Raw genomic sequence first — 23945 nt, 5'->3', positions numbered from 1 at the left:
AAACCTCAGCAAGCTATCTCGGCTTCATACATATCGCCGCCGCCCGCCTCTGGACCAATCAGTTTGTCAACAGGGCCCAGATTCCGCGTCGTTTCGTAGGCTTGTCTCGTGCTTGCAGACCAACAGTGGGTTGGGTCATCCATATAGAGAGCATAAGCCTCGGCGAGGCTGGGCGATGCGCCCATTGATGCCGCCTTCAATTGCACTCCCATTTCATTCGTATTGCACGGACCCAAGGGCGTTGCATCTACGGTCAGGCCTAGGTCGAGCCGTGTTCGTTCGAAAAAGGCTTCGATGTCCGCCATGACTGCGGGCAGCCGACGTATCGCCTTCTGCAAGCTGTCCGTGCGGAGCGACCTCCACACCTCCTTACGGCGAACCGTCTTTTGCAAATCAATAGGGACATGGCGACGAACGTAGAATCGGTCCCCGCGCCGAAACACCCATTTCGGCAAGAACTCGTGATTGAAACCGTAGCAGCCGCGAGGATTGCTTTTCGTTATTTCACTGGGGTTTAAGTCTTGGCCGTCGGGTTCAAACCGTAGCATTGAACCGTAGCAAGCACGCTCCGAAGACCGTGGTTCTGTATTTTTATCCAATGATTTCAATAGGATGGTGCCCAGAAGAGGACTCGAACCTCCACGCCCTTGCGAGCGCCGCCACCTGAAGACGGTGCGTCTACCAATTCCGCCATCTGGGCACACGATCGATCCACGGAACATCCATGTCCGGGTTCGGGTAGGCGCGGGCCACTAGCGAAGCAGCCGCTACTTTGTCAACGCAAATTGCTCTATCCGAAGGGCGAGCGCTTGCGGGCGAAAGCGCATTGCGGCTAGGGCGCAGCGGACGTATCCCATTCCGCATATTTTCGAGACGAGACAAATGGCAAAGAGCGGCGCATTGAACGGCAAGCTGGTGGTGCTGATGGGCGGGACTGGCTTCCTTGGCAATTACGTGGCGCAGGCGCTTCTGTCGCGCGGCGCCAGGCTGAGAATCTGCGGACGTGATCCACAGGCGGCTTTCAAGCTCAAGCCCCTCGCCAATCTCGGCCAGCTACAGTTCGCCCGGATGGATGCCGCCGATCGCGGCAGTGTGGAACGGTGCATCGAGGGCGCCGATGCGGTGGTCAATCTCGTTGGCAGTTTCGAAGGCGACCTACACAGGCTGATGGGCGAAGCTCCGGGCTGGATGGCCAAGATCGCCAAGGGCACCGGCGCGCGAAGCTTTGTCCACGTGAGCGCTATAGCCGACGAGCCGGACGAAGACGCCGAGAACGAATATGCCAGCGCGAAGCATCTTGGCGAGCGGCGCGTCAAAGAAGCCTTTCCCGACGCGACCATAGTCCGGCCTTCAATCATGTTCGGAAAGGACGACAATTTCCTGAACATGTTCGGCACGCTGATCGCGAAACTTCCCATACTGCCGGTTTTCGGACCCGGGGCAGAGCTGCAATTGGTCTATGTGGACGATGTCGCCGAAGTGATCGCGCGGAGTCTCGATAACCCAGGAGCGCACGGCGGCAAGACATACGAACTCGGTGGGCCGGAAAGGCTGACAATGATGGAGATCAACCGGAGGATCGCCACGGCGCAGGGCCGCAAGCGGACCTTCCTGCCCATGCCCGACAGCCTGTCGGCCATCTTCGCTGCACTCCCAGGTACTCCGATGGGCAGCGACCAGTGGAACCTGCTCAAGCAGGGCAATGTCGTGAGCGATAAATATCCCGGGTTCGAAAAGTTCGGAATCGTGCCCAAGCCGCTCGGTCTGTTTCTCGACAAATGGATGACACGCTTCCGCAAGCATGGGCGCTTTGCCGAGAGGTTGAGCGCCTAGTTTCTTTCAGCTCTCGTCGCGTAGCAGCTCGATCGGTTCGACCAAGAGGTCTGTTCCGCGATTGCCCGTGATCCGAACGCGGGTGCCCGCTTCAGCATCTTCGCCGCGCGCGGTCCATTCGCTATCGCCGACCTTGACCCGGCCGGTCCCGCTTTCGATCGCCTGGGTGACCAGTGCCGTTTCGCCTACCAACCGCCCCGCGCGGTTATTGAGCAAGGGATCGGATGAGACGATCGGCCGGTCGCGCAGCCAGCGCTTGGCGGAAAAGGCGAATATCAGCGACAGCGATACGAATGAGATAATTTCCAGCGCCAGCGGAGGCCCCGAGACGAAGGAAAGCACGGCCACGGACAATGCCGCCAGAGCCAGCCAGATGAGATAGACGCCCGGCACCAGCATTTCGAGCGCTGCGAGCGAAAGGCCGAGTATCACCCAGATCCAATAGCTTTCGATACCATCCATCGCGATCTCAGCCCTGATTGCGCGTGGGCGGTACGCTGGGATTGCGAACCGGCGCGCGCTCGCGCGGTTCGGGAATGGCTGTGCCGGTATCGGCTTTTCCCGCACCCTCCGCGAAGGTGCCCTTCACCAATTCTCCTATCCCGCCGAGCGAACCGATCAACTGGGTCGCTTCTACCGGGAAAAGGATGGTTTTCGCATTGGGACTCTCGGCGAATTTCGCGACTGCCTTGGTATATTCCTGCGCCACGAAATAATTGATCGCCTGGTTGCCGGAACTCGCGATAGCGTTGGAGACCATCTCGGTGGCTCTCGCCTCCGCTTCCGCCGCGCGTTCGCGCGCTTCTGCATCGCGGAACTGGGCTTCACGCTTGCCCTCCGCTTCGAGGATGGCGGACTGCTTGCGACCTTCGGCACGCAGGATGGAACTTGTCTTGTCGCCTTCCGCCTCAAGGATCTCGGCACGCTTCAGGCGCTCCGCCTTCATCTGTCGGGCCATGGCTTCGGAGATGTCCATCGGCGGACGGATGTCCTTGATCTCCACGCGGGTGATCTTGATGCCCCAAGGTGAGGTCGCATGGTCGACCACGCTGAGCAGGCGTGCGTTGATCTCGTCCCGCTTGGACAGGGTTTCATCGAGGTCCATCGAACCCATGACCGTCCGCAGATTGGTGGTGGTCAGGGCGAGGATAGCGTTGTGCAGGCCGGAAACTTCATAGGCGGCCTTGCCCGCATCCAGGACCTGGAAAAACACCACCGCATCCACGCCCACCATGGCATTGTCCTTGGTGATGATTTCCTGGCCCGGGATGTCGAGCACCTGTTCCATCATGTTCACCTTGTGACCGACCCGGTCGATGAACGGTGTAATGATGTGCAATCCCGGCTCTGCCCCCTTGGTGTATTTGCCGAAGCGTTCAATGGTGTACACGTAGCCCTGCTTCACCACGCGTACTGCCATCAGCAGGAACACAAGCAGCAGCAGAACCAACAACGTCAGTGCAATCGTACTACCCATTACCACACCCCTCTTGGCTACGTGGGCGCCATGGTAACGCGGTACTGTGAGCCCGCAAGCGAAACCGGCAGGTATCTTCGCCTGGGGCTAGCATCTCCGTTAAAGCGCCGCTGAATAGGTCGCCAGCAACCGAGCCCAGGCACGCTCTGCAGCGTCACGATCGTAAGCCGGACTATCGGGCACGCACCAACCGTGATCGCCGGGATAGACCTCTATCTCGGCAGGTGCGCCTACCGTCGCAGCCGCGTTGCGCAGGGCCGTCTTGGCTTCCGGTTCTCCGGCATCGTCATCCTGTGCGATTGCGATGAGATAATGCACGTCGCCCTGCAACATACGGTGCGGGCTATTCTCGCCATCGCGCACCAGGCCGCCGCCGTGAAAGCTGCATGCCGCACCGATCCGATTATCTGCGGCCGCGCTCCAGATCGTGAACGGGCCGCCCATACAATAGCCCTGGGTACCGATACGTGCGCCGGTATCGACGGCGTCCTGCCCGAAGAGCCATTCGGCCGCAGCCTTTGCGTCCGAGCCGATTGCCGCAGCATCGAGCTTCCCGCGCCACGGACCCACTTTCTGGAAACCTTCGTTCGCAGCGAATGTCGCGAAGTCGGCAAACTGTTCGCCGGATACGTCGCGGTAATATGGATTGACGAGCAATACCGCATAGCCTTCCCCGGCAAGACGCCGAGACATCTGGCGTTTGGCATCCCGTATGCCGGCAATATCGGGCCAGAAGATTACTCCGGGATTTTCTCCCGTCTGGAGGTGAAAGAACTCGCCATCCATCGTGCCGGAAGGTGTGCGAAAGCTGACCTGCCGGGACGATACCGCGTCAGCGTCTTCACCCGTGCTTATATCCATCGGCGTGCAGGCGGCGGCAGCCGCCCCGGCGGCACCGGCAAGACTGCCTGCTCCGAAAGCCCTGCGTGAAAGATTATGCTTTGCCCATCGGGCCAGCTGGTGCTGATCGCACATATAGGTCTCTCCACTCGCCCGTCCGCCAAGGAGCCTAGCAAGGTGCGCGCATCGGACAAGGGCCCAATGAGTACGCAGAGGCGCAGCCCACTTCGTTATGTGCGGTCGATCAGCTTCTGAAGACTACCGTACGTTGCCCGTTGAGGAGCACGCGTTCTTCCAGGTGCAGCCGAACTGCCTCGGCCAGCACCCGGCTTTCGATTTCCCGGCCTTTGCTGACCAGCCGATCGGGGCTGTCGGCATGGCTGATCGGCTCGACCGCCTGATGAATGATCGGTCCTTCGTCGAGATCGGCTGTCACGTAATGCGCACTGGCCCCGATCATCTTGACGCCTCTCTCGAAGGCCTGATGGTAAGGCCTTGCGCCCTTGAACCCGGGCAGGAAGGAGTGGTGAATATTGATACACCGTCCGGCGAAATGCGCCGCCTGCCGGTTCGAGAGAATCTGCATGTAGCGCGCCAGAACAACCAGTTCGGCATCGTATCGATCGGCGAGCTTTCTTGTTTCGGCTTCTTGATCCGGTTTCGTCTCCGGCGTGATTGGAAGATGATGGAAGGGAATATCGCCCAGATGGGTATGCTCGATCGCCTCACGGGGGTGGTTGGAAATGATTGCCACGGGCTCCATGGCCAATTCGCCGATCCGCCAGCGGTAGAGGAGGTCGGCAAGACAGTGGTCGAACTTGCTGACCATGATCAGCACGCGCTTTGGCCGGTCGCGCAGGGTAAGCTTCCAGTCCATCGCGAATTCATCGGCCAGATCGGCGAATTGCTTGCGAAGAGTGTCGAGTTTCGCATGGCCTGGGTCGAATTCGACCCGCATGAAAAAGGCGTCCGAGGAGCGATCGTTGAACTGCTGCGCTTCGAGGATGTTACCACCGCGTTCGAACAGGAAGGAGCTGACGCGCGCGGTTATTCCGGGACGGTCGGCGCAGGACAGCGTGAGGACGAGCGTATCTGACATACGGGGTTCCTGGCGCCTTGCAGCGGTCATTCGCAAGCGGGAACGACTAGACCCGGCGAAACTTGCGGTTTCTACTCATCGAGCTCGAAGATGACTTCCTTCATGCCCGTTTCGTGCAGTGCTTCCTCGATGATGGCTTTTTCTTCGTCGTTGAGAATTCCGTCGCAGCGGATCACATGAGCGATGGGATTGCGCAGCAGGTAGCCGCCCTCCCTGATGATCTGGCGGATGGCGCGCACGATCGTGTCTTCGAGAAAACGCGGATGCCCTACCACCGATCCATCGGTCGAAAAGGGATATTTCGCTCTCTGATCGACGAAAACGTCGGTGCCGCGATGGGTAACCTGTACCCGGTCGCGATATATTGCGACGTCGAGATCGAGCCGGTGGATATTCACCTTACCGGCGCGTGAGCGCTTCCTCGCTTTGGGTCATCAGCTTTGCGATGATACTCGCGACCGGCTCTTCTTCCTTGAGCATACCCACAGACTGGCCCGCCATCAGACTGCCGTTTTCGACATCGCCATCGATGACGGCGCGGCGTAGCGCGCCAGCCCAATAATGTTCGATCTGTAGTTGTGCTTCTTCCATTCCGATCTCTTCGCGATCCAGAACGCGCGCAACTTCGATCTGTTTCCGGGTAAATTCCTCCGTGCCCTTGTTCTTGAGCGCGCGGACCGGAATCACCGGCAGGCGCGGATCGACCTGCACGCTTGCAATGGCGTCGCGTGCATTGGCACGGAAGAAGGCTTTCTTGAAGTTCGGGTGGGCAATGCTTTCCTTTGCGCAGGCGAAACGCGTTCCGAGTTGCACGCCCGCCGCGCCCATTTCCAGATACCCTGCCATGGCGTTGCCGCGGCCGATCCCGCCGGCCACGAAAATGATATGGTCCTGGGATAATTCGGGAAGAATTTCCTGCGCCAGAACGCTGGTCGATACTGGGCCGATATGCCCGCCCGCTTCCATACCTTCGATCACCAGCGCATCCGCGCCGGAGCGAAGCAGTTTCTTGGCGAGAGCAAGCGTAGGGGCAAAGCAGAGGACCTTCGCCGGGTTCTTCCCGCCCTTGATGGCTTCGACACTGCCCTTTGGGGGAATGCCGCCTGCCAGCACCACATGGCTCACACCGGCGGCATCGCAGACCGCGATCAGATCGAACAGCTGCGGGTGCATGGTAATGAGGTTCACGCCGAACGGCTTGTCGGTCAGCTTCTGCGTCTCGGCGATTTCCGTCTCGAGCAGCTCGGGCGTCATCGCTCCGCAGGCAATCACGCCGAAGCCCCCGGCGTTCGAGATGGCAGATACGAGGTTGCGTTCGGACACCCAGCTCATTGCGCCGCACAGGATCGCATAGCGTGAACCGAGAAAATCTGCACCGCGCTGCATGAGGCGGTCGGTTTTGGGATAGGCGGTCATTGACGGCGGATAGAACCGGGCGGTCCTGTCCGCAAGTAACCGAACGCAAGTAAAAGGCATTTCGCCGTGATCGGGCAAAGGCTGTCGAAGCCGGTCTCCTTCCGTTCATGTTTTCCCGATGACAGTGGGGCCCACTGCAATTCGGAGACGAACCAATGCTCAGGAAAACAACAAGCTCGCTCCTCGCTCTTGCCGTCGGCGGTATGGTTTTTGCCGCACCCGCCAATGCAGCTGAGCCGGTTTACAGCTACGCGCCTTACGCAGGTCCCGACCTTTCAATGGCGTGGCATCATTCCGATGACGACGATGATGATCGCTGGGAAAAGCGCCGCTACCGCGACAACCGCTATTCCCGTTATCAAGGTCGATATTACGGTGAACCGGTCTATCGCAACACCCGGGTCTGGAGAGGCCGCGATGGACGCGTTTACTGCCGCAAGCGGGATGGCACCACGGGTCTGATCGTAGGCGGTGCGCTCGGCGCCGTCCTTGGACGTGAAATAGATTCGCGCGGTGATCGCAGCCTCGGCACAATTCTTGGAGCGGCTGGCGGAGCGCTACTGGGGCGCGAAATCGAACGGGGCCGCTGTCGTTAGTTCTGGCGGCTAGTCGCCGTAGACGATCCGCACCTTGTGCGCCGCATCGCGCGCCTTGCGCCGTGCCTCGTCAGTATCGCCTGCCGTCGCCAGCGCCACGCCCATCCGGCGGTATGGCCGGCTGGTCGGCTTGGCGAAGATCCTGAGATCGGTGCCCGGTTCTTCGAGAGCCTCGGCGAGGCATTCATACGACAGCGCCGTACTGTCTCGCTCGGCAAGTATGACTGCGCTGGCAGAAGGCCGCGCGCGCATCTCAGGCGGGACGGGCAGCCCCATCACTGCGCGGGCATGCAGGTCGAACTCGGTGAGGTTCTGGCTGACCAGCGTAACCATGCCGGTGTCGTGCGGACGGGGCGATAGCTCCGAGAAGATCACCTCCTCGCCCTTCACGAAGAATTCGACCCCGAACAGACCATAGCCGCCCAACTCGTCGACGACCTTGCGTGCCATCTCCTGCGCCTTGGCGATCGCCGCTTCGGTCATGGGCGTGGGCTGCCAGCTTTCCTGGTAATCGCCGCGCTCCTGCCGGTGCCCGATCGGAGGGCAGAAGGTCACGCCATCCTTGTGCCGCACCGTAAGCAGGGTGATCTCGTAATCGAAGTCGACGAATTGTTCGACAATCACACGCTGGCGGTCGCCGCGCATGTTGGCACAGGCATAGTCCCATGCCTCCTCCAGCTTCGTCTCCTCGCGCACCGTGCTCTGGCCCTTGCCCGAGGACGACATGACCGGCTTGATGACGCAGGGAAAGCCGGTGTGTTCTGCCGCCGCACGCACTTCCTCGAGATTCTTGGCGTAGCGATATTTCGACGTCACGAGCCCAAGTTCGTTCGCGGCAAGATCGCGGATCGCATCGCGATTCATCGTCAGCTGGGCAGCGCGAGCCGAAGGGACGACAGCGAAGCCTTCTTCCTCCAGTTCGGCCAGCACGGAGGTGCGGATCGCCTCGATCTCGGGGACGATGTAGTCGGGCCGGTGTTTCTCGGCCGCCTCGCGCAGCTTTTCGCCGTCGAGCATCGAGAAGACCTCGCGGCTATCTGCCAGCTGCATCGCGGGTGCATCGTCATAGGAATCGCAGGCCACTACATAGGCGCCCAGCCGCTTGGCCGAGATAACGAACTCACGCCCCAGTTCGCCGGACCCGAGAAGGAGTATTCTCGCCGTGTGGCTCAAGCTGCTTCGTCCTCCGCATCGAGGCCGTAGGCGGTGTGCAGGACGCGAACCGCCAGTTCGGTCTCGTCCTCGTCGATCATCACGCTGACCTTGATCTCGCTGGTCGAGATTGCCTGGATATTGATGCCGCGGTCGGACAGGGCGCGGAACATGGTGCTGGCGACCCCGGCATGGCTCTTCATGCCGACACCGACCACGGAAATCTTGGCGATCTTGCTGTCGGTTATCAGCCGGTTGTAGCCGATGTCATCGCGCCTGTCCTCGAGCAGGGCCTGTGCACGGGCGAGATCGGCCTGGGGCACGGTGAAGGTGACGTCGGTCTCACCCTTGTCGCGGCCAACGTTCTGAATAATCATATCGACATTGATGCTGGCCTGTGCGAGCGGTTCGAAGATATGCGCCACCGAACCCGGCTTGTCGGGCACGCGGGTGAGAATGATCTTGGCTTCGTTCTTGTCGTGCGCGATGCCGGTTACGTGCTGGCGTTCCACTTCGCCCTTCTCCACCAATTCGTCCATTTCCTCTTCCGACACGATCATCGTGCCCGGAAGTTCGTCCGCAGGGATCGCATCGTCGCCCACGAAGCTGGAGAGGACCTGCACACGCACGCCCTCCTTCATCGCAAGGCCCACGCTGCGGGTCTGCAGCACCTTGGCCCCCACGCTCGCCAGTTCGAGCATTTCCTCGTAGGTCACGGCTTTGAGCTTGCGTGCCTTGGCCACGATCCTCGGGTCGGTGGTATAGACGCCGTCCACATCTGTATAAATGTCGCAGCGGTCGGCATTGACAGCCGCTGCCACTGCTACTGCAGAAGTGTCGGACCCACCGCGCCCGAGTGTCGTGATGCGCCCGTCTTTCGCAAGGCCCTGGAACCCGGGAATGACCGCAATCTCTCCGCGCTCCATCGAGGCGACAAGTTCGTCCGCATCGATGCCCTCGATCCGCGCACGGGCATGTGCTTCGATGGTCCGGACCGGCAATTGCCAACCCAGCCAGCTACGTGCCTTGGCGCCCACCGACTGGAGCGTCAGGGCCAGAAGACCCGAGGTAACCTGCTCGCCGCTTGCCACCACGACATCGTATTCGGCCGGGTCGTAAAGCGCGTTGGCCTCTCGGCAGAAGTTCACCAGCCGATCGGTCTCGCCCGCCATGGCGCTGACGACCACCGCGACCTGGTTGCCGCCCGCCGCCTGCTTGCGCACGATATTGGCGACGCGGCGAATGCGTTCGGTCCCAGCCATGGAGGTGCCGCCGAATTTCATCACGATGCGGGCCAAGCGGGAATCTCTCCGTACTGGAATGCGTGGGATATGGCTGCTAGCCACGGCGCATGAGCGATGCAACCACGAGCCTCCCAAGCAATACTTCAGCCGGTCAAACCATCCGGCCCGAAGAGGCCGCGCATTTCGGCAAGCTGGCCAAGGACTGGTGGGATCCGAAGGGATCCAGCGCGATGCTGCACAAGCTCAATCCCGTGCGGCTCAAGTTCCTGCGCGAGGCGATCGATCTGCACTGGACGGGCGACGTTCGTGATGCGCGGCCGCTCGCCGGAAAAAGCGCGCTCGATGTGGGATGTGGCGCAGGTTTGCTCTGCGAACCGCTGGCACGGCTGGGTGCGGATGTGACCGGAGTGGATGCGGCGCCCGAAAACGTGGCGGCGGCGGCGATCCATGCCGGGCGGAGCGGGCTCGATATCCGCTACATGGCGGGCGAGCTTGCCGGGCATGACATCGGCACCTTCGATCTCGTCACCGCGATGGAGGTGATCGAACATGTCGCCGACAAGCAGGCTTTCGCCGCGCAACTGGCGGCCCGGCTGACCGAAGGCGGGCTGATGGTCCTTTCCACCCCGAACCGGACCGTGCGCTCGCGCACGCTGATGATCGGCGCGGCTGAGAGCTTCGGATTGATCCCGAAAGGCACGCACGAGTGGAGCGATTTCGTCACTCCCGATGAACTGTCCGAAATCCTTGCCTCCACAGGTCTTGCCATGGGCGAACCGAAAGGAATCGCATTTTCGCCGATGAAGGGCCTGCACCTGTCGGACGATCTGTCCCTGAACTATATCGTCACCGCCCGCGCAGCTTGATCGACACTGCCGGATCGTCGGTGAAATAACCGTCGACACCGGCCGCCTCGAGAAGGCCGATCAAGGCCTCCACATTGCCGCGCGCGGCCTCGCCGCCTGAACTGCGCAGCGGCCCCGGCAAGAAGACGTTTTCCTTGCGCACCGTCCAGGCATGAACTTCCAGCCCGGCTGCCTGCACCGCTTCGATCAGCCTGGTAGGCGTCCCATCGGGATTGAGCAGGAGGCGCAAGTCCGCACCTATCGCATCGGCATAGCTGGCCACCTCGGCCAGTCCGCTGGGGGAAAGCATATCCTCGTAACGCAGCGCCGGTTCGTCGGCCGGTCCTTTTCCTGGCGTGGCAAGCAATACCAATCTTGCGTCGATCAACCGGTCCAATCGGCGTAGTGGTGCGACTTCGAAACTCTGCACGAAGACCGCGTCTTCCGCATCGTCCAGATCGGCTTCGCGCAGCGCGGTGACCAGCAGGTCGACGCTGTCGATGCCCGCCTCCTGCAGCAGGAAGGTCGGATGCTTCAGTTCGGGGTACAGGCCGATAGTGCGGCCCGTTTCGGCCTGTTTGGCCCTCACCAGTTTCACGATCTCGGCGAAGGTCGGCACGGGATAGAGCCCGTCGAAGCGCGCATTGCCTGGCCGGACGCCGGGCAGGCGTTCCTTCGCCCGTAAGGTGCGCAATTCGGCAAGGGTGAAATCTTCGGCGAACCATCCGCTCACCATGGTGCCATCGATCGTCTTGGTGCGTCGGCGGTCGGCGAATTCCTCGCGCTCCGCGACGTCGGTCGTATCCGAAAGCTCGTTTTCGTGGCGTGCGACAAGGTGGAGGTCCTGGGTCACGACCAGATCCGGTTCGATGTAGTCGGCGCCCTGGTCTATCGCTCTCTCATATGCCGCCAGCGTATGCTCGGGCCGCTCCCCGCTTGCACCGCGATGCGCGATCACGAGCATCTCCTGCGCACTGATCGCGGCCGGGCTGGCAAGGATAAATAGTAACGAAATCTTGAGGACGAATCGGCTAAATAATCTCGCCATGTTCAAGAAGCTCCTAATCGGCACGGCCATCGTGGTGGGACTCATCTACGGATCGGGGAATGATTTCTCATCCCTCAAGCAGCAGATTACGAGCAGTTCGAAAGAAAACGCCCGCGGTCTGACTGCCGGTGACAACAAGGGTTGGGGCAGCGAGAGCGGCTATTGAAGCGCCGCCGACCAGCCGTCTTCCGAAAAGCCCACCAATATGCCGCCATCGTGTTCGATCACCGGGCGCTTTATCATGCTGGGATGTTTCACCATCAAGTCGATCGCCTTTACGCGATCGATATCGGCCTTGTCCTCGTCGGGCAGTTTGCGAAATGTCGTCCCACGCCTGTTGAGCAACGCTTCCCATCCCGCCGCGTCGCTCCACGCCGACAGTCTGGCAGGATCGGCGCCCTCCTTCTTGTAATCGTGGAACGCATATTCGATGCCCTCCGCCTCGAGCCATTTTCGGGCTTTCTTGACGGTGTCGCAGTTGGGAATTCCGTACATCGCAAGTTTGGTCATTGAGTTATAGGCTTTTCAATTCTGGACAGTTTTTGTGTCCGGTTGGGTATGCCACAAAATTGCGGCTACGACGATACGGGCAATGACGGGCGCTGGGATCGCGTGTGCCGCAACGCTATCGCACCGCGCAAAACGGGTGGAGAAGGGGGAGTAGATGGTAAGACAAGGTCTGGCGCTGGCGAGCGCGATCGGATTGGCTGCCTGTGCAACGGTCCCGGTTTCGAACGAAATTCCGGTTTCCTCATTCGCTCCGGATTGTTCGACGATCGCAAGTTTCCTCGACAGTGTGGTTACGGAAGGCAGGGCGGTCGGGGCATCGACCCTGATCTGGAAGGATGGAAGCGAAACCTGTTTCGAGAACTCGGGATTGGCATCGCGCGAAGATAATCGCCCCTTTGCGCGCGATACCCTCGTACAGGTCTTCTCCATGACCAAGCCGGTGACCGGCGTAGCGCTCATGCAACTCTGGGAGCAAGGCAGGTTCGGGCTGGACGATCCATTGTATTGGCATCTTCCCGAATACAAGGATTTGCAGGTTGCAACCGATATCGGCAGCGATGGCAATCCGGTTCTGCGCGATCCTTCACGCCCGCCGACGGTGCGCGACGCGCTGCGCCATACCGCGGGATTTACCTACGGCGATTCAGGCGAACCGGCGGACAGGGTCTGGGCGCAGCTGGAACCGCTCTCGTCCGACAATACCCTCGCCGAGTTTTCCGAGAGGATGGCACAGGTTCCGCTGCGTGCCGACCCCGGCACCCGCTGGATCTATTCCGCCAGCGTCGATGTACAGGCGCGGCTCGTCGAAGTGTTGTCGGGAATGGCCTTCGACGAATATGTGGCGGCCAACATATTCGCGCCGCTTGGCATGGCCGACAGCGGATGGAAGCGCGACAGAAGCGATCTCGGTCGGCTGGCTCGCATCTACGTCGCCGGTGAGAACGGCACGCTCGACCCTATGCCGCGTGAGGACTGGCTCCAAGCGAACTTTGCCGGAAAGCCGATGACGATGGGCGGCTCGGGGATCGTTACCACGGTGGACGATTACATGCGCTTCGCCCGCATGCTGCTGAACGAGGGTGAGCTGGACGGTGAGCGCATCCTGGAGCCGGCGACGATACGCCTCATGTCCACCGATATGCTCGATCCGCGCATCACCCCTGAAGACCGTTCGTGGCTGACGGGCAAGGGAACGGGAGGCTTTGGCTTCGATTTCTTCGTACGCACTGCGCCGCCCATGTCTGCGGAAGAGAACAGAGGGACGGTCGGCGAGTTCTTCTGGGACGGCTTACCTTCCATGTTGTTCTGGGTGGACCCGGGGCAGGATATGGCGGTCGTCTTCGCGACACAGAAAATCCCGTTCGACAACGCACTGCACCGCGACTTTCGAATCGCCGTCTATGGAGCAACTTATGCGGGCGTTCCGTCGGAATGAGCCGATGGAGATGGCAAATCTGAACTTCAGCTTCCTGGTGGTGAAACTCGATAGCTGCCGGTTAGCGAATCAGCTGTCTGCCCTTAATGCCTGGGACACAGGTGCGCATCGGCAATAGCCACCGCAAGCGCGTCGGCGGCGTCGGCTCCCGCGATCGTCGCTCCGGGCAGCAATATCTTGAGCATTGCCTGCACCTGATGTTTGTCCGCGCCGCCTGTGCCGACCACGGCCTTCTTGACCAGCCGCGCCGCATGTTCATTGACCTGCAGGCCAGCCGCACCGCAGGCGGCCAGCACTGCGCCGCGTGCCTGGGCCAGCTTCAGGGTCGACTGCGGGTTCTTGTTGACGAAGATCTCTTCCGCAACCGCACGGTCGGGACGGTATTCGTCTATGACCCGCGCCAGCCCGGCCTGCAGCAACGCCAGACGCTCTGCCATCGGCTGGTTCGCCCCGGTAGGGAGCTGTCCGTTGGCGAGATGCGTGATGCGCGAACCTTCGGCGCGGATAACGCCCCAGCCGGTGCAGCTGAGCGAAGGATCGAGGCCGAGGATAATCATTGCTACACGCGTTTCCTACAACCCGATCCGCCATCCGAGGCGCCACGCCAAAGCAAGCAGGAATGCCGCGCCGAGCACGATGGCGATCGCCCATTCGTGCGCCTTCACGGCGAGACCGCTCAGGCTCCGACCTTGTCCATCACCTCGTCCGAAATCTCGTAATTTCCCCAGACTGTCTGGACGTCGTCATCGTCTTCCAGCGCATCGATCAGCTTGATGAGCGTCGAGGCGTTCTTTTCGTCCATCTCGACGGTGATGTTCGGCTTCCATGCCAGCTTGACGTTTTCCGCCTCGCCCAGCGACTTTTCGAGATCGCCAGCCACCTGATGAAGATCGTCGGCGGCAGTCCAGATGGTGTGGCCGTCTTCCGAGCTTTCGATGTCCTCGGCGCCTGCTTCCATCGCCGCTTCGAGGATTTTCTCCTCGTCGCCGGCAGAGGCGGGGTATTCGATCAGGCCGACACGTTCGAAGCCGTGCTGGACACTGCCCTCGGTGCCAAGGTTGCCGCCGTTCTTGCTGAAGGCGGTACGCACGGCGGTGGCGGTGCGGTTGCGGTTATCGGTCAGCGCTTCAACGATGATCGCGCTGCCGCCGGGGCCGTAACCCTCGTAACGCACTTCCTCGTAATTCTCGCCATCGCTGGCAGAGGCCTTGTCGATTGCGCGCTGGATATTGTCCTTGGGCATCGACTGCGCCTTGGCCGCATTGACCGCGAGGCGCAGGCGCGGATTCATGTCCGGATCGGGCATACCCATCTTTGCCGCCACGGTAATTTCGCGGCTCAGCTTGGAAAAAAGGTTCGAGCGCTTCTTGTCCTGCGCGCCCTTGCGGTGCATGATATTCTTGAACTTGGAATGGCCTGCCATGGGTCTCGCTTGCCGCCTGATTGTTTGTAATCGTGCGGTCCCTTAGCCGCTTCCCGGTCCCTCCGACAAGCCTCGCGAGCGGTGCATCTTTTGTGAATCCGCGCATTCAATGGGCGTTCATGGCAAAAGGCGTAAAAGACTGATCATTCGCTGGAAGAATGCCATGGGGAATTGGCACACGGCGACAGTTATGAAACTATCGTGCATCAAGGGCTTCGCACACGGTGGCGCCGACGCGCGATACGAAAGGACCCAAGCTATGACTACCCGTTCGAAGGGTTGGGGGCGCAAACTCAAGCTGGCCTCCGTTCCCATGATCCTTGCAGGCCTTGCCGCCTGCGCCACGCCGTTCCAGGCCGATGTATCGCGCTTCCAGACGCAGCTGCCCGCTCCGCAAGGTGAAAGCTTTGCCGTGGTGGCCGATGATCCTGCGTTGGCTGGCGGTCTCGAATTCTCGCAATACGCTGACTTAGTCGAAGCACAAATGGCTCGACTGGGCTATGCAGAGGCCGCTTCACCTGAAGATGCCACCTTGCTGGTTCGCTTCGATTACGGTGTCGATAACGGACGGGAGCGTGTGCGCAGCACGGGCTTCCATGACCCATTCTATTCGCCTTGGCGCGGCTATCGTTCGCCCTTCTATCGTCCGCGCTATTATCGCACACGCGACGGCCGCCTGATCCGTGCCGGCTATGTCGGCAGCCGCTGGGGCTACGGCTTCTACGATCCCTGGTTCGGTGGTCCGGACGTGACCAGCTACACGGTCTATACCAGCGGCATCGATATGAAGATCGACCGTGCAGCCACGGGCGAGCGTCTGTTCGAAGGCAAGGCACAGGCCCTGTCCACTTCTAACCGCTTGCAGTATCTCGTCCCCAATCTGGTCGAGGCCATGTTCACCGACTTCCCAGGAAATTCGGGCGAAACGGTGCGCATCTCGGTCAAGCCCGAAGACGAGAATACTGTCCGCCGGATCGACTAACGGAAGAGTTATTCTCTTTTGGACGGGAACCACCGAGGAAAGGCGGCCGCGGATCGGGCCGCCTTTTTATTTGCTGCGAGTTCGCCACACCAGATTCGCATAGACGATAGCCGATGCGAAGACTGAGCCCTCGATCATCGCGGTGAAGAACCGGCTGGTTTCTCCAAAACCTTCGTCTCCGAAGAGTGCTCCAACATCCGCCATCTGTAAGTGCGAAGCCGGAAATTGCGCTTCGAGCAAGGCGAGGGTCCCTCCCAGAAACGAGCCTCCGGCAAGAGCCGTCAGGCCGGTAAACGATGCGCCGACAAGCGTAGCCGATACAATCGCCGCAGTCTGCGACAGGTTCGCACGCAGCAGGATCTGCAAACTGGCAGCGACGGCGCTTCCCAGTGCCATTCCCTCAAACATTCCCGTGACACGGCCCGGAAACACTCCGGTCAGCGATTGCATTCCGTGTGCTGCCAGCGCCGATCCCAGCGCGCCGATAACAATCCCGCCTGCGGCACCGCCCGGAATGACGGCCCAATCCTTCTCGCCGCGCCAAAGTGTGACCAGTGCCATTCCGGTGCCGATCGCCGCACCGCCAAGCACTGCGAGAGTGGCTGAAAGGAGGATGAGTGTCGCTATCCCGGCCGCCCCGCCGGTGGTTCCGGTAATCCCGTAAAACAATCCCCCCAACAAGCCTGCCGCCAAAGCTCCCATCGTGGTCGCTCCTGCCACTTGTGCGGCTGGCGATTGTGGGCTCGCCAGTCGGGGCGCACCAGGGGCTTCAGAGATATCGGCCACGAAACGATAGCCGTGCTTGGGCACCGTTTCGATGAAACGCGGAGAGGATGCCTCGTCGCCCAGCAAGCGGCGCAGCGTACGAATACACTGGGTCAGCGCCTCATCAGTGACCGGGATACCTTTCCAAACCTCTTCCATGAAGCGATCTTTGGAAACCAGCGCCCCAGGGCTGCGTGCGAGCAGCGCCAGCGCGTCGAAATAGCGGCTGCCCAGTTCGACTTCCATCCCCTCGCGCAGAAGCTGCCGGTTGGCGAAATCGAGCGTGAAGCAGCCAAAGCATAAGGGTGCAGAAGTGTCTCCCATCGCCCGCTGGTTAGGCGATGATTGGCTGGTGAGGAAGGGTTTCAGCAATTGCTCAGAAATTGCTCATGCCGCTCACCCAGGCGCCGGTTAGGCATCGTCAGATCAAAAGGGAGAACGTTCATGTTTGAAGCCGGTAAAGCACTCAATGGTTGGCGCATTGCCGGATGGGGGGTGCTTGCCGCGCTTCTGATCCTTCCGGCGATTGCAATGCGGTTCAGTCCGGAGGTCGACTGGACTGTATCCGATTTCGTATTTGCAGGAATAATTCTTGCGGCGTTGGGAATCGGGGGCGAGATCGCCTTGAAGGTCGGACGCAACGCTCCGCACCGGTCGGGGATAGGTATAGCAGCTCTGGGCAGCTTCCTGACAGTATGGATCAATGGCGCAGTGGGAATGCTGGGGAGCGAAGACGAACCGACCAACCTCGTTTTCATTGCATTGGTTGGCGTCACGATAGTCGCCAGCTTACTTGTGTGGTTCCGCTCCTCGATCATGCGCTGGATTATGGCTGCACTTTCCGCTGGTCAGTTCGCGGTGGGTATCGCAGCAGGATTATGGACCATGCCCGGGCACGCCATAGAATGGGGAGTGCTGAGTTTTTTCGCCTTGATTTGGGGTACCTCTGCCGCATGTTTTCACGCGGCGAACCAGCGCGCGAAGATGTAATGCAATGTTAGACCAGCTGCGCATGTCCGCCGGTGGAGCCGAAGCCGCCTTCACCGCGAGCGGTCTCATCGAGCTCTTCGACTTCGTCCCATGACGCCTGAACGACCGGTGCGAGCACTAGCTGGGCCACGCGGTCGCCGCGCGCAATCGTGAATTCGTCGGAACCGTGGTTGATGAGAATGATCTTCAATTCACCGCGATAGTCGCTGTCGATCGTACCCGGTGTGTTGGGCACGGAAATACCATGCTTGAGCGCGAGCCCCGAGCGGGGGCGGACCTGAATTTCGAAGCCTTGCGGGATCGCCATTGCCAGACCTGTCGTCACGGCGTGACGTTGGCCGGGCTTGAGCGTCACGCTTTCGGCCGAGAGCACGTCCATACCTGCGGCACCGCTCGTGGCATAGGCCGGCAAGTCAAGCCCGTGGCCATGCGGTAGCCGCTTGATGCGGACCGGCACCGGGTCAGTCACGCGGATCTTCCTCCGGTGCGGCTAGCGCTTCGGCTGCGCGACGTACCAGCTCGCGGGCGACGTCTTCCTTGGGCATTTCGGCAAGGCTTTCAACGCCGGCCGAGGTGACGATGTGAACCTGGTTCAGATCGCCGCCCATGACGCTTTCACCTTCCGCGCCAGCGACATTGTTGGCCACGATCCAGTCGGCACCCTTGCGCTTGCGTTTGGACTTGGCGTTCTCGACCACGTTTTCGGTTTCCGCAGCGAAGCCGATCAGGAGATGCGGGCGTTTCCGCCCTGCGGCGACCGCGGCCAGAATGTCCGGATTCTCGGCGAGGATCAGCGCAGGCGGTGCGCTGCCGCGCTTCTTCATCTTCTCGCCTGCGACATGGCGGCTCTTCCAGTCGGCCACGGCGGCGACCATGAATGCGGCATCGGCGGGCAGCGCATTGCGCACTTCTTCTGCCATGTCTTCTGCGGTCTCTACATCGATGCGATCGACTCCCACAGGGGTGGGAAGATGCACGGGACCGGAAATAAGCGTGACCCGGGCGCCAGCCGCTGCAGCCATGGCAGCGATGGCAAAACCCTGCTTCCCGCTCGAACGGTTGGCGATGTAACGCACCGGATCGATCGGCTCGCGAGTCGGACCGGCAGTGACCAGCACGTGCTTACCGTAGAGCGGGCGATGCTCGGGATTTTCGTCGAAAATCGCCTGCCCATAGAGCGGATTCGCAGCCAGTGCTTCCGATGCATCCAGCACCTGAGCATCATCGGGAATCGGCTGCGGCATGGCGCGCGCATCCTGCCGCGCAACGGTATGGTTGATCGCTTCCTTGTCCGTCGGCGGCGCAGACACAGCCGCGCCCTTCTTGGCAAGCAGCGGTCCTCCGAGATCCGGATTGAACTCGGGCTCCTCGAACGCGTCGGCGTCGAAATCGACTTCCTCGAATTCCTCCTCGTCGAAATCCTGCTCGACCTCTTCCTGGGTGCGCTTTGCTGTGCTGCGCGGGATGATCGCATTGAGCAGGCTGCCGAGTCCCGAACCGCTATATGACGACTTCTCTTCGTCGTATTCGTGTTCGTCCGCTTCTGCCGGCTCACCGTCCTCATCGCTCTCTGGATCGGCAGATGGCGGCGAAAGTTGCGGGGTAGGCGGGGCGAGTTCGGGCAGGTCGATATCCAGATCGAGCTGTTCGGCGATCTTCTGGAGGATCGCCGCCGGTTCCGGCAGGCGTCCGGGACCGAATTCCCCGCACGCCATCGCGCCTTCGTCAGGATCCATCACGGTGACGCCCGCCTGACGGAGCCATTCGGCATTCCGCTGTGTCGCCGAATGCTCCCACATGCGCACGTTCATCGCGGGCACGGTCACGACCGGCTTGTCGGTGGCGAGGATCAGAGTGGTGGCGAGATCGTCGGCGATGCCCGCAGCCATCTTTGCAAGGAGGTCCGCCGTGGCCGGGCAGACGACGACGAGATCGGCCTGCCGTGAAAGCTGGATATGCCCCATCTCCACTTCGTCCTTGAGGTCGAAAAGCGAGGTATAGACCTTGTTCTCGCTCAGCGCGGCAAGCGCCATGGGTGTGACGAATTGCTGGCCGCCCTCGGTCAGGACGCAGGTAACATCGCCTCCGGCCTTCTTGATGAGGCGCACGAGTTCGCAGCTCTTGTAGGCGGCAATGCCGCCCCCGATGACGAGCAGGATCCTGGGACCGCTCACGCGCCCATGCCTGCTGTCTTCATGGTGCGCTGACTGGCTCGCGCGGATCGGCTGGTGAATTCCCATTGCGTCATTGATGCGCTTGCTAGCGCCCCCTGTCCGTCATTTCCAGCGCGCATAAGCACACTATTCAAGCTCATCCTTGCCAGCCTATGGTTTAGAAATCCGTAACGGGGGAGTTTCACCATGCATTTCATTCTCGCCGGTCTGCTTGCGCTCGGTGCGCTGCTCGACCTGATTTTGGGGGTCAGCTTTTTCGTCGATCCCGCCACCGCGGGCGCCGATTTCGGGCTGCACTCGTCCACCCCGATGGGGCTATCGGCCATGCGGGGAGACTTCACCGCCTTCTTCTGGGTCGCTGCGATCAGCATGGGTATCGGCGCATGGAAGCGGCGCGGAGACGTGTTGTGGCCCGCGCTTGCGCTCTTCGCCATCGCTTTCACCGGGCGACTGGTGAACCTCGTGGTGGTCGGCGATTACGACGGCTGGTGGCAGCCCATGACTGTCGAAGCGCTTCACGTCATCGTGATCGCGCTGTCCATCAAGATCTTTCCCTTCGCCGGAATCAGCCCAGCAGACCCTGTGTGACAGCGGCCCAGGACGCGATGCCGCCCAAGGCTGCCGCGGCGACATAGCCGATCCAGCCGCGTTTCTTGCGCTTGGGGGCTCCCGGCCCGAATTCGATCGGGATGTCAGGCAGCGGCGGCGGTTCGGGCGCGCCGCCCCGGGAGGGGAAACGGTCCTCTATCCGGCGGACGAGTTCGGGAATCCGCAGCAGCGTTTCGGTGTCTTCGCGGATCCGGTCGGCAATGGCTGCTTCGGGGCCGAGTTCGTCGCGAATCCAGCTGCGGACATAGGGGGCGGAGACGTCCCACATGTTGATCTTGGGATTGAGCTGGGTGGCGATGCCTTCGACCATCACCATGGTCTTCTGCAGCAGCAGCAGGTGGGGCTGGGTCTGCATGTCGAAATCGCGGGTGATCGCGAACAGCCCGTCGAGCATCTGGCCGACGCTGAGTTCGCTTACCGGCTTGCCGCGCATCGGCTCGCCAACCGCCCTAAGTGCCGTCGCGAACTCGTCGACATTATGATAGCTGGGCACATATTGTGCCTCGAAATGGATTTCGGCAACGCGGCGGTAATTGCCCGTGGTCAGGCCATAGAGTATCTCCGCCAGCCAAATGCGCGCGCGCCGGTCGATCCGGCCCATGATGCCAAAATCGATCGCCGCGATGGTGCCGTCGGGCTTAACGAACAAGTTGCCCTGATGCATGTCGGCGTGGAAAAAACCGGCCGCGATAGCCTGTTTGAGGAAGGCAAGCACAAGCCGGCTGGCCAGATCGTCCATGTCGTGGCCTGCGGCAATCAGCGCTTCGGTGTCGCTGATCTTGATGCCGTCGATCCAGTCGATGGTCATTACCCGGCCATTGGTCCTGTCCCAGTCGATATCGGGAATTTCGTATTTCTCGGTTCCGACCATGTGCTCGGCCAATTCGGAAGCGCTCGCCGCTTCGCGGCGCAGGTCGAGTTCGCGATTGGTCCAGCGCTTGAAATTGGCGATGGTCAGGCGCGGGCGGAGACGCGCGGCCTCTCCACCGAAGCTTTCGAGATGCGCAGCGGCCCATTCGTAGGTGTCGATGTCGCGGGCGAATCGCTCGCGCACGCCAGGGCGCAGCACCTTGACCGCAACTTCGCGGCCCTCGGTCGTCACCGCGCGGTGCACCTGGGCGATCGAGGCAGCGCCAATGGGCGTCGGATCGAATTCCGACCACAGCGCTTCGAGCGGCTGCTCGAAGCTCGCCTCGATACTCGCCTTGATTTCCGCGAAATCGACAGGAGGAAGATTATCCTGCAGACTCAGGAGGTTGCGCGCCGCTTCCTCGCCGACAAGGTCGGGCCTGGTGGCCAGCGTCTGCCCGAGTTTGATCGCCGCTGGACCGATATCCTTGAAGGCCCCTGCATAATCGGGCTCTTTCGGCTGAACTGTCCCGAAACGGGCGATCCGCGCCAACCGCTTGACCTGCGGCGGCGTATTCGGATCACGCTCGATCCCGCGCAGCGCGCCATGCCGCGCAAGCGTGCGGCCCCATTTCAAGAGCCGCCAGATATGCGTTGCCGGCCGTGTCACCGCTAGACTTTCCACCCCGAGTGGATTGCCACGAGACCGCCCATGATCGGTTCGACCCGCGTATTCTCGAAACCCGCCTCGCGTATCATCGCCTCGAACGCAGGCATATCGGGGAAGCGTCGGATCGATTCCACGAGGTATCGATAGCTGTCCTCGTCCCCCGCAATTGCCTTGCCGATCTGCGGCACCAATTTGTGCGAATAGAGGTCGTAAGCCTCCTTGAAGCCGGGCCATTCCACCGTCGAGAATTCGAGGCAGTAGAAACGCCCGCCGTACTTGAGCACGCGGTGCGCTTCCTTCAGCGCCTTGAGCGTATGCGTCACGTTCCGGATACCGAAAGCGATGGTGTAGGCATCGAAGGTGCGACTGCTGAAAGCCAGTTCCTCGGCATTCTGGCGAGACCACACCAGCCCGTCGATCCCCCGCTCCATCGCGCGTTCGATGCCGACGTCGAGCATTTCCTGATTGATGTCGGACACGGTGACGCTCGCACCCTTGTCTGCCATACGGAAGGCAATGTCGCCGGTGCCGCCCGCCATGTCGAGGATTTGTTCGCCCGGCTGTGGCTTCACGCGCTTGACGAAGCGGTCTTTCCAGAGCCGGTGCATTCCGGCGCTCATGGCGTCGTTCATCACGTCGTATTTGGCGGCAACGTTGGAAAAGACCTCGCCCACGCGGCCGGTCTTTTCGGATGCATCGATATCTTCGTAGCCGAAGGAAACGGTGTCACTCATGGGGGCGAGCCTTAGGGGGAATTGAGCGGGGCGCAAAGGGTGTTAGAGGGGTTTTCATGCCTGAGCTTCCCGAAGTCGAAACAACGGTGCGCGGTCTTGCCCGGTTCCTTGAGGGGGAGACGATCACGCGCGTCACGGTCAACCGCCCCGATATGCGCCGACCCTTCCCGCCCGATCTGGTGCAGGCGCTGACCGGGGCGAGCGTGACGCACCTGTCGCGCCGGGCCAAATACGGGCTGATCCACACCAGCCGCGATCATGCGATGATCTTCCACCTCGGCATGAGCGGGCGCTGGCGGATCGATCCGGAGGTTGACGAGAAGCACGACCATCTCGTGATCGAAACCGCAGGTCACCGCTTCGCCCTGAACGACCCCCGCCGCTTCGGTTCGGTCGACCTGATGACCAGCAGCGAACTGGTTACGTGGAAACCCTTCGCCGCTCTGGGACCGGAACCATTGGGCGACGATCTCACCCCCCAACATCTGCGCGAGGCGACACGCGGGCGCAAGCAGGCGATCAAGCTGCTGCTGCTCGACCAGAGCATCGTGGCGGGGCTAGGCAATATCTATGTCTGCGAGGCGCTGTGGCACGCGGGCATCCATCCGAGAAAGGCTGGCGGCAAGATCACCATGCCGCAGCTGAGGCGCCTCGTCCCCGCGATCAAGGACGTGTTGGAGCGATCCATCCGCGACGGCGGCAGCACCTTGCGCGATTTCGCCCAGCCCGACGGAAACTTGGGCTATTTCGCGACCCGCTTCCACGTGTACGGCCGCGAGGGAGAGGCCTGCCACCATGAGGACGGCGGGACGATCAGGCGCATCGTGCAGGGCGGACGCAGCACGTGGTTCTGCCCGGTTTGTCAGAGATGAGCATAGTTCTTAGTAAGCAGGATGATCCCAATATGCGATCCGAGGTTTGTTCGTTTGCTCTATCTTTTTGAATTTGGAAAAAAGAACGCAAACGCAAATGGGAGATAGAGAACTACAAACGCGAGCCATATCGATAGATTAAAAACTTTGGTATGTTCTGTACTAGCCGTAAATGCGCGCGCCGCGAAATAGCAAATTGGTAATATCAGGATTGCTTGCGCTTGGTACCAATACCCTATGTACACCTTCGTGAAAATGTTTCTTGATTTTCTTGCTGAAAGTCGTTGTTCCTTCGACGGATAATATAGGCCCTGTTGACAAACTGATTGGTCCAGAGGCGGGCGGCGGCGATATGTATGAAGCCGAGATAGCTTGCTGAGGT

Annotated in this window: 28 protein-coding genes and 1 tRNA gene; 9 read left to right on the top strand and 20 right to left on the bottom strand. The window is 61.0% G+C overall.

Annotated elements, in window-relative coordinates:
* Nucleotides 1–5: 5 nt before the first annotated feature.
* The gene (locus K3180_RS13010) at nt 6–548 is read right to left on the bottom strand and encodes a DUF6538 domain-containing protein (RefSeq protein ID WP_345719487.1); all 543 of its coding nucleotides are present in this window, start codon (nt 546–548) and stop codon (nt 6–8) included.
* A gap of 65 nt (nt 549–613) precedes the next feature.
* A tRNA-Leu gene (locus tag K3180_RS12695) sits at nt 614–700 on the bottom strand.
* A gap of 182 nt (nt 701–882) precedes the next feature.
* On the opposite strand from K3180_RS12695, the gene K3180_RS12690 reads away from it, so the two are divergent.
* Complete coding sequence (locus tag K3180_RS12690; protein ID WP_221541317.1) at nt 883–1833, top strand: complex I NDUFA9 subunit family protein; 951 nt, start codon at nt 883–885, stop codon at nt 1831–1833.
* A 6-nt stretch (nt 1834–1839) separates the two neighbouring features.
* Here K3180_RS12690 and K3180_RS12685 read toward each other — a convergent pair whose 3' ends face one another.
* The 6 genes from K3180_RS12685 to K3180_RS12660 all read right to left on the bottom strand — a co-directional run bounded on the left by K3180_RS12685 (nt 1840) and on the right by K3180_RS12660 (nt 6665).
* The gene (locus K3180_RS12685; protein WP_221541316.1) at nt 1840–2295 is read right to left on the bottom strand and encodes an NfeD family protein; all 456 of its coding nucleotides are present in this window, start codon (nt 2293–2295) and stop codon (nt 1840–1842) included.
* A gap of 7 nt (nt 2296–2302) precedes the next feature.
* A complete protein-coding gene (locus tag K3180_RS12680; protein WP_221541315.1) occupies nt 2303–3310 on the bottom strand; it encodes an SPFH domain-containing protein in 1008 nt (335 codons plus the stop codon).
* 99 nt (nt 3311–3409) lie between these two features.
* Nucleotides 3410–4285, bottom strand: a complete 876-nt coding sequence (locus K3180_RS12675) for a dienelactone hydrolase family protein (RefSeq protein WP_221541314.1) — start codon at nt 4283–4285, stop codon at nt 3410–3412.
* A gap of 109 nt (nt 4286–4394) precedes the next feature.
* Nucleotides 4395–5249 carry a formyltetrahydrofolate deformylase gene (purU, locus tag K3180_RS12670; RefSeq protein ID WP_221541313.1) on the bottom strand — a complete coding sequence of 285 codons (855 nt, stop codon included), beginning with the start codon at nt 5247–5249 and terminating at the stop codon, nt 4395–4397.
* A 71-nt stretch (nt 5250–5320) separates the two neighbouring features.
* Nucleotides 5321–5647 (bottom strand): hypothetical protein, encoded by a 327-nt coding sequence (locus K3180_RS12665; protein ID WP_221541312.1) that lies wholly within the window; start codon nt 5645–5647, stop codon nt 5321–5323.
* A gap of 1 nt (nt 5648) precedes the next feature.
* Nucleotides 5649–6665, bottom strand: a complete 1017-nt coding sequence (locus K3180_RS12660) for an NAD(P)H-dependent flavin oxidoreductase (protein ID WP_221541311.1) — start codon at nt 6663–6665, stop codon at nt 5649–5651.
* A 155-nt stretch (nt 6666–6820) separates the two neighbouring features.
* Here K3180_RS12660 and K3180_RS12655 point away from each other — a divergent pair, with 155 nt between their 5' ends.
* The gene (locus K3180_RS12655; protein ID WP_247710543.1) at nt 6821–7261 is read left to right on the top strand and encodes a glycine zipper 2TM domain-containing protein; all 441 of its coding nucleotides are present in this window, start codon (nt 6821–6823) and stop codon (nt 7259–7261) included.
* Nucleotides 7262–7270: 9 nt separating this feature from the next.
* Here the strand turns inward: K3180_RS12655 and purT are convergent, their stop codons facing one another.
* Nucleotides 7271–8434: a formate-dependent phosphoribosylglycinamide formyltransferase gene (purT, locus tag K3180_RS12650; protein ID WP_221541310.1), complete on the bottom strand. Its 1164-nt coding sequence runs from the start codon at nt 8432–8434 to the stop codon at nt 7271–7273.
* Nucleotides 8431–9711, bottom strand: coding sequence for an aspartate kinase (locus tag K3180_RS12645; protein ID WP_221541309.1), 1281 nt, complete (start codon nt 9709–9711; stop codon nt 8431–8433). Before K3180_RS12645 ends, purT begins: the two co-directional genes overlap by 4 nt.
* Nucleotides 9712–9764: 53 nt before the next feature.
* Here K3180_RS12645 and ubiG point away from each other — a divergent pair, with 53 nt between their 5' ends.
* A complete protein-coding gene (gene ubiG / locus K3180_RS12640) occupies nt 9765–10523 on the top strand; it encodes a bifunctional 2-polyprenyl-6-hydroxyphenol methylase/3-demethylubiquinol 3-O-methyltransferase UbiG (protein ID WP_221541308.1) in 759 nt (252 codons plus the stop codon).
* Here the strand turns inward: ubiG and K3180_RS12635 are convergent.
* Nucleotides 10504–11550 carry a glycerophosphodiester phosphodiesterase family protein gene (locus K3180_RS12635; RefSeq protein ID WP_221541307.1) on the bottom strand — a complete coding sequence of 349 codons (1047 nt, stop codon included), beginning with the start codon at nt 11548–11550 and terminating at the stop codon, nt 10504–10506. The two genes, ubiG and K3180_RS12635, sit on opposite strands and share 20 nt — an antisense overlap.
* On the opposite strand from K3180_RS12635, the gene K3180_RS12630 reads away from it, so the two are divergent.
* Nucleotides 11549–11716 carry a hypothetical protein gene (locus K3180_RS12630; protein ID WP_221541306.1) on the top strand — a complete coding sequence of 56 codons (168 nt, stop codon included), beginning with the start codon at nt 11549–11551 and terminating at the stop codon, nt 11714–11716. The genes K3180_RS12635 and K3180_RS12630 overlap by 2 nt on opposite strands.
* Here the strand turns inward: K3180_RS12630 and K3180_RS12625 are convergent.
* Complete coding sequence (locus K3180_RS12625; protein ID WP_221541305.1) at nt 11710–12060, bottom strand: ArsC family reductase; 351 nt, start codon at nt 12058–12060, stop codon at nt 11710–11712. The genes K3180_RS12630 and K3180_RS12625 overlap by 7 nt on opposite strands.
* A 154-nt stretch (nt 12061–12214) precedes the next feature.
* On the opposite strand from K3180_RS12625, the gene K3180_RS12620 reads away from it, so the two are divergent.
* Nucleotides 12215–13495 (top strand): serine hydrolase domain-containing protein, encoded by a 1281-nt coding sequence (locus tag K3180_RS12620; RefSeq protein WP_247710542.1) that lies wholly within the window; start codon nt 12215–12217, stop codon nt 13493–13495.
* A gap of 83 nt (nt 13496–13578) precedes the next feature.
* Here K3180_RS12620 and ruvC read toward each other — a convergent pair whose 3' ends face one another.
* Together ruvC and K3180_RS12610 are read right to left on the bottom strand one after the other, a co-directional pair.
* Entirely contained in the window at nt 13579–14052 is a 474-nt protein-coding gene (ruvC, locus tag K3180_RS12615; RefSeq protein WP_221541304.1) for a crossover junction endodeoxyribonuclease RuvC, read from the bottom strand.
* Nucleotides 14053–14171: 119 nt separating this feature from the next.
* Nucleotides 14172–14918, bottom strand: coding sequence for a YebC/PmpR family DNA-binding transcriptional regulator (locus tag K3180_RS12610; protein WP_221541303.1), 747 nt, complete (start codon nt 14916–14918; stop codon nt 14172–14174).
* A gap of 259 nt (nt 14919–15177) precedes the next feature.
* Here K3180_RS12610 and K3180_RS12605 point away from each other — a divergent pair, with 259 nt between their 5' ends.
* A complete protein-coding gene (locus tag K3180_RS12605; protein ID WP_247710541.1) occupies nt 15178–15900 on the top strand; it encodes a DUF4136 domain-containing protein in 723 nt (240 codons plus the stop codon).
* A 66-nt stretch (nt 15901–15966) separates the two neighbouring features.
* On the opposite strand, the gene K3180_RS12600 is transcribed toward K3180_RS12605, so the two are convergent.
* On the bottom strand, nt 15967–16989 hold the full coding sequence (locus K3180_RS12600) for a winged helix-turn-helix domain-containing protein (RefSeq protein ID WP_221541302.1): 1023 nt from the start codon (nt 16987–16989) through the stop codon (nt 15967–15969).
* Nucleotides 16990–17109: 120 nt separating this feature from the next.
* Between K3180_RS12600 and K3180_RS12595 the strand changes: the two genes are divergently transcribed.
* Nucleotides 17110–17655: a hypothetical protein gene (locus K3180_RS12595; RefSeq protein WP_221541301.1), complete on the top strand. Its 546-nt coding sequence runs from the start codon at nt 17110–17112 to the stop codon at nt 17653–17655.
* Between the two features lie 7 nt (nt 17656–17662).
* Here K3180_RS12595 and dut read toward each other — a convergent pair whose 3' ends face one another.
* Nucleotides 17663–18124, bottom strand: coding sequence for a dUTP diphosphatase (gene dut, locus K3180_RS12590; protein ID WP_221541300.1), 462 nt, complete (start codon nt 18122–18124; stop codon nt 17663–17665).
* Complete coding sequence (locus K3180_RS12585; protein ID WP_221541299.1) at nt 18117–19895, bottom strand: bifunctional phosphopantothenoylcysteine decarboxylase/phosphopantothenate synthase; 1779 nt, start codon at nt 19893–19895, stop codon at nt 18117–18119. Before K3180_RS12585 ends, dut begins: the two co-directional genes overlap by 8 nt.
* Nucleotides 19896–20015: 120 nt before the next feature.
* Between K3180_RS12585 and K3180_RS12580 the strand changes: the two genes are divergently transcribed.
* The gene (locus K3180_RS12580) at nt 20016–20417 is read left to right on the top strand and encodes a hypothetical protein (protein WP_221541298.1); all 402 of its coding nucleotides are present in this window, start codon (nt 20016–20018) and stop codon (nt 20415–20417) included.
* Here the strand turns inward: K3180_RS12580 and ubiB are convergent.
* Both ubiB and K3180_RS12570 read right to left on the bottom strand, forming a co-directional pair.
* Nucleotides 20395–21957, bottom strand: a complete 1563-nt coding sequence (gene ubiB / locus K3180_RS12575) for a 2-polyprenylphenol 6-hydroxylase (RefSeq protein ID WP_221541297.1) — start codon at nt 21955–21957, stop codon at nt 20395–20397. The two genes, K3180_RS12580 and ubiB, sit on opposite strands and share 23 nt — an antisense overlap.
* Before the next feature lie 2 nt (nt 21958–21959).
* On the bottom strand, nt 21960–22691 hold the full coding sequence (locus K3180_RS12570) for a class I SAM-dependent methyltransferase (protein WP_221541296.1): 732 nt from the start codon (nt 22689–22691) through the stop codon (nt 21960–21962).
* Between the two features lie 56 nt (nt 22692–22747).
* On the opposite strand from K3180_RS12570, the gene mutM reads away from it, so the two are divergent.
* On the top strand, nt 22748–23563 hold the full coding sequence (mutM, locus tag K3180_RS12565; RefSeq protein WP_221541295.1) for a bifunctional DNA-formamidopyrimidine glycosylase/DNA-(apurinic or apyrimidinic site) lyase: 816 nt from the start codon (nt 22748–22750) through the stop codon (nt 23561–23563).
* Nucleotides 23564–23725: 162 nt separating this feature from the next.
* On the opposite strand, the gene K3180_RS12560 is transcribed toward mutM, so the two are convergent.
* Nucleotides 23726–23945, bottom strand: a 220-nt coding sequence (locus K3180_RS12560; RefSeq protein WP_221541294.1) for a hypothetical protein, incomplete at its 5' end; no start/stop codon positions are given.

Source organism: Qipengyuania huizhouensis (genome assembly GCF_019711635.1).
Lineage (GTDB): Bacteria > Pseudomonadota > Alphaproteobacteria > Sphingomonadales > Sphingomonadaceae > Qipengyuania > Qipengyuania huizhouensis.
This window is presented reverse-complemented; position numbering and strand designations above follow the sequence as displayed.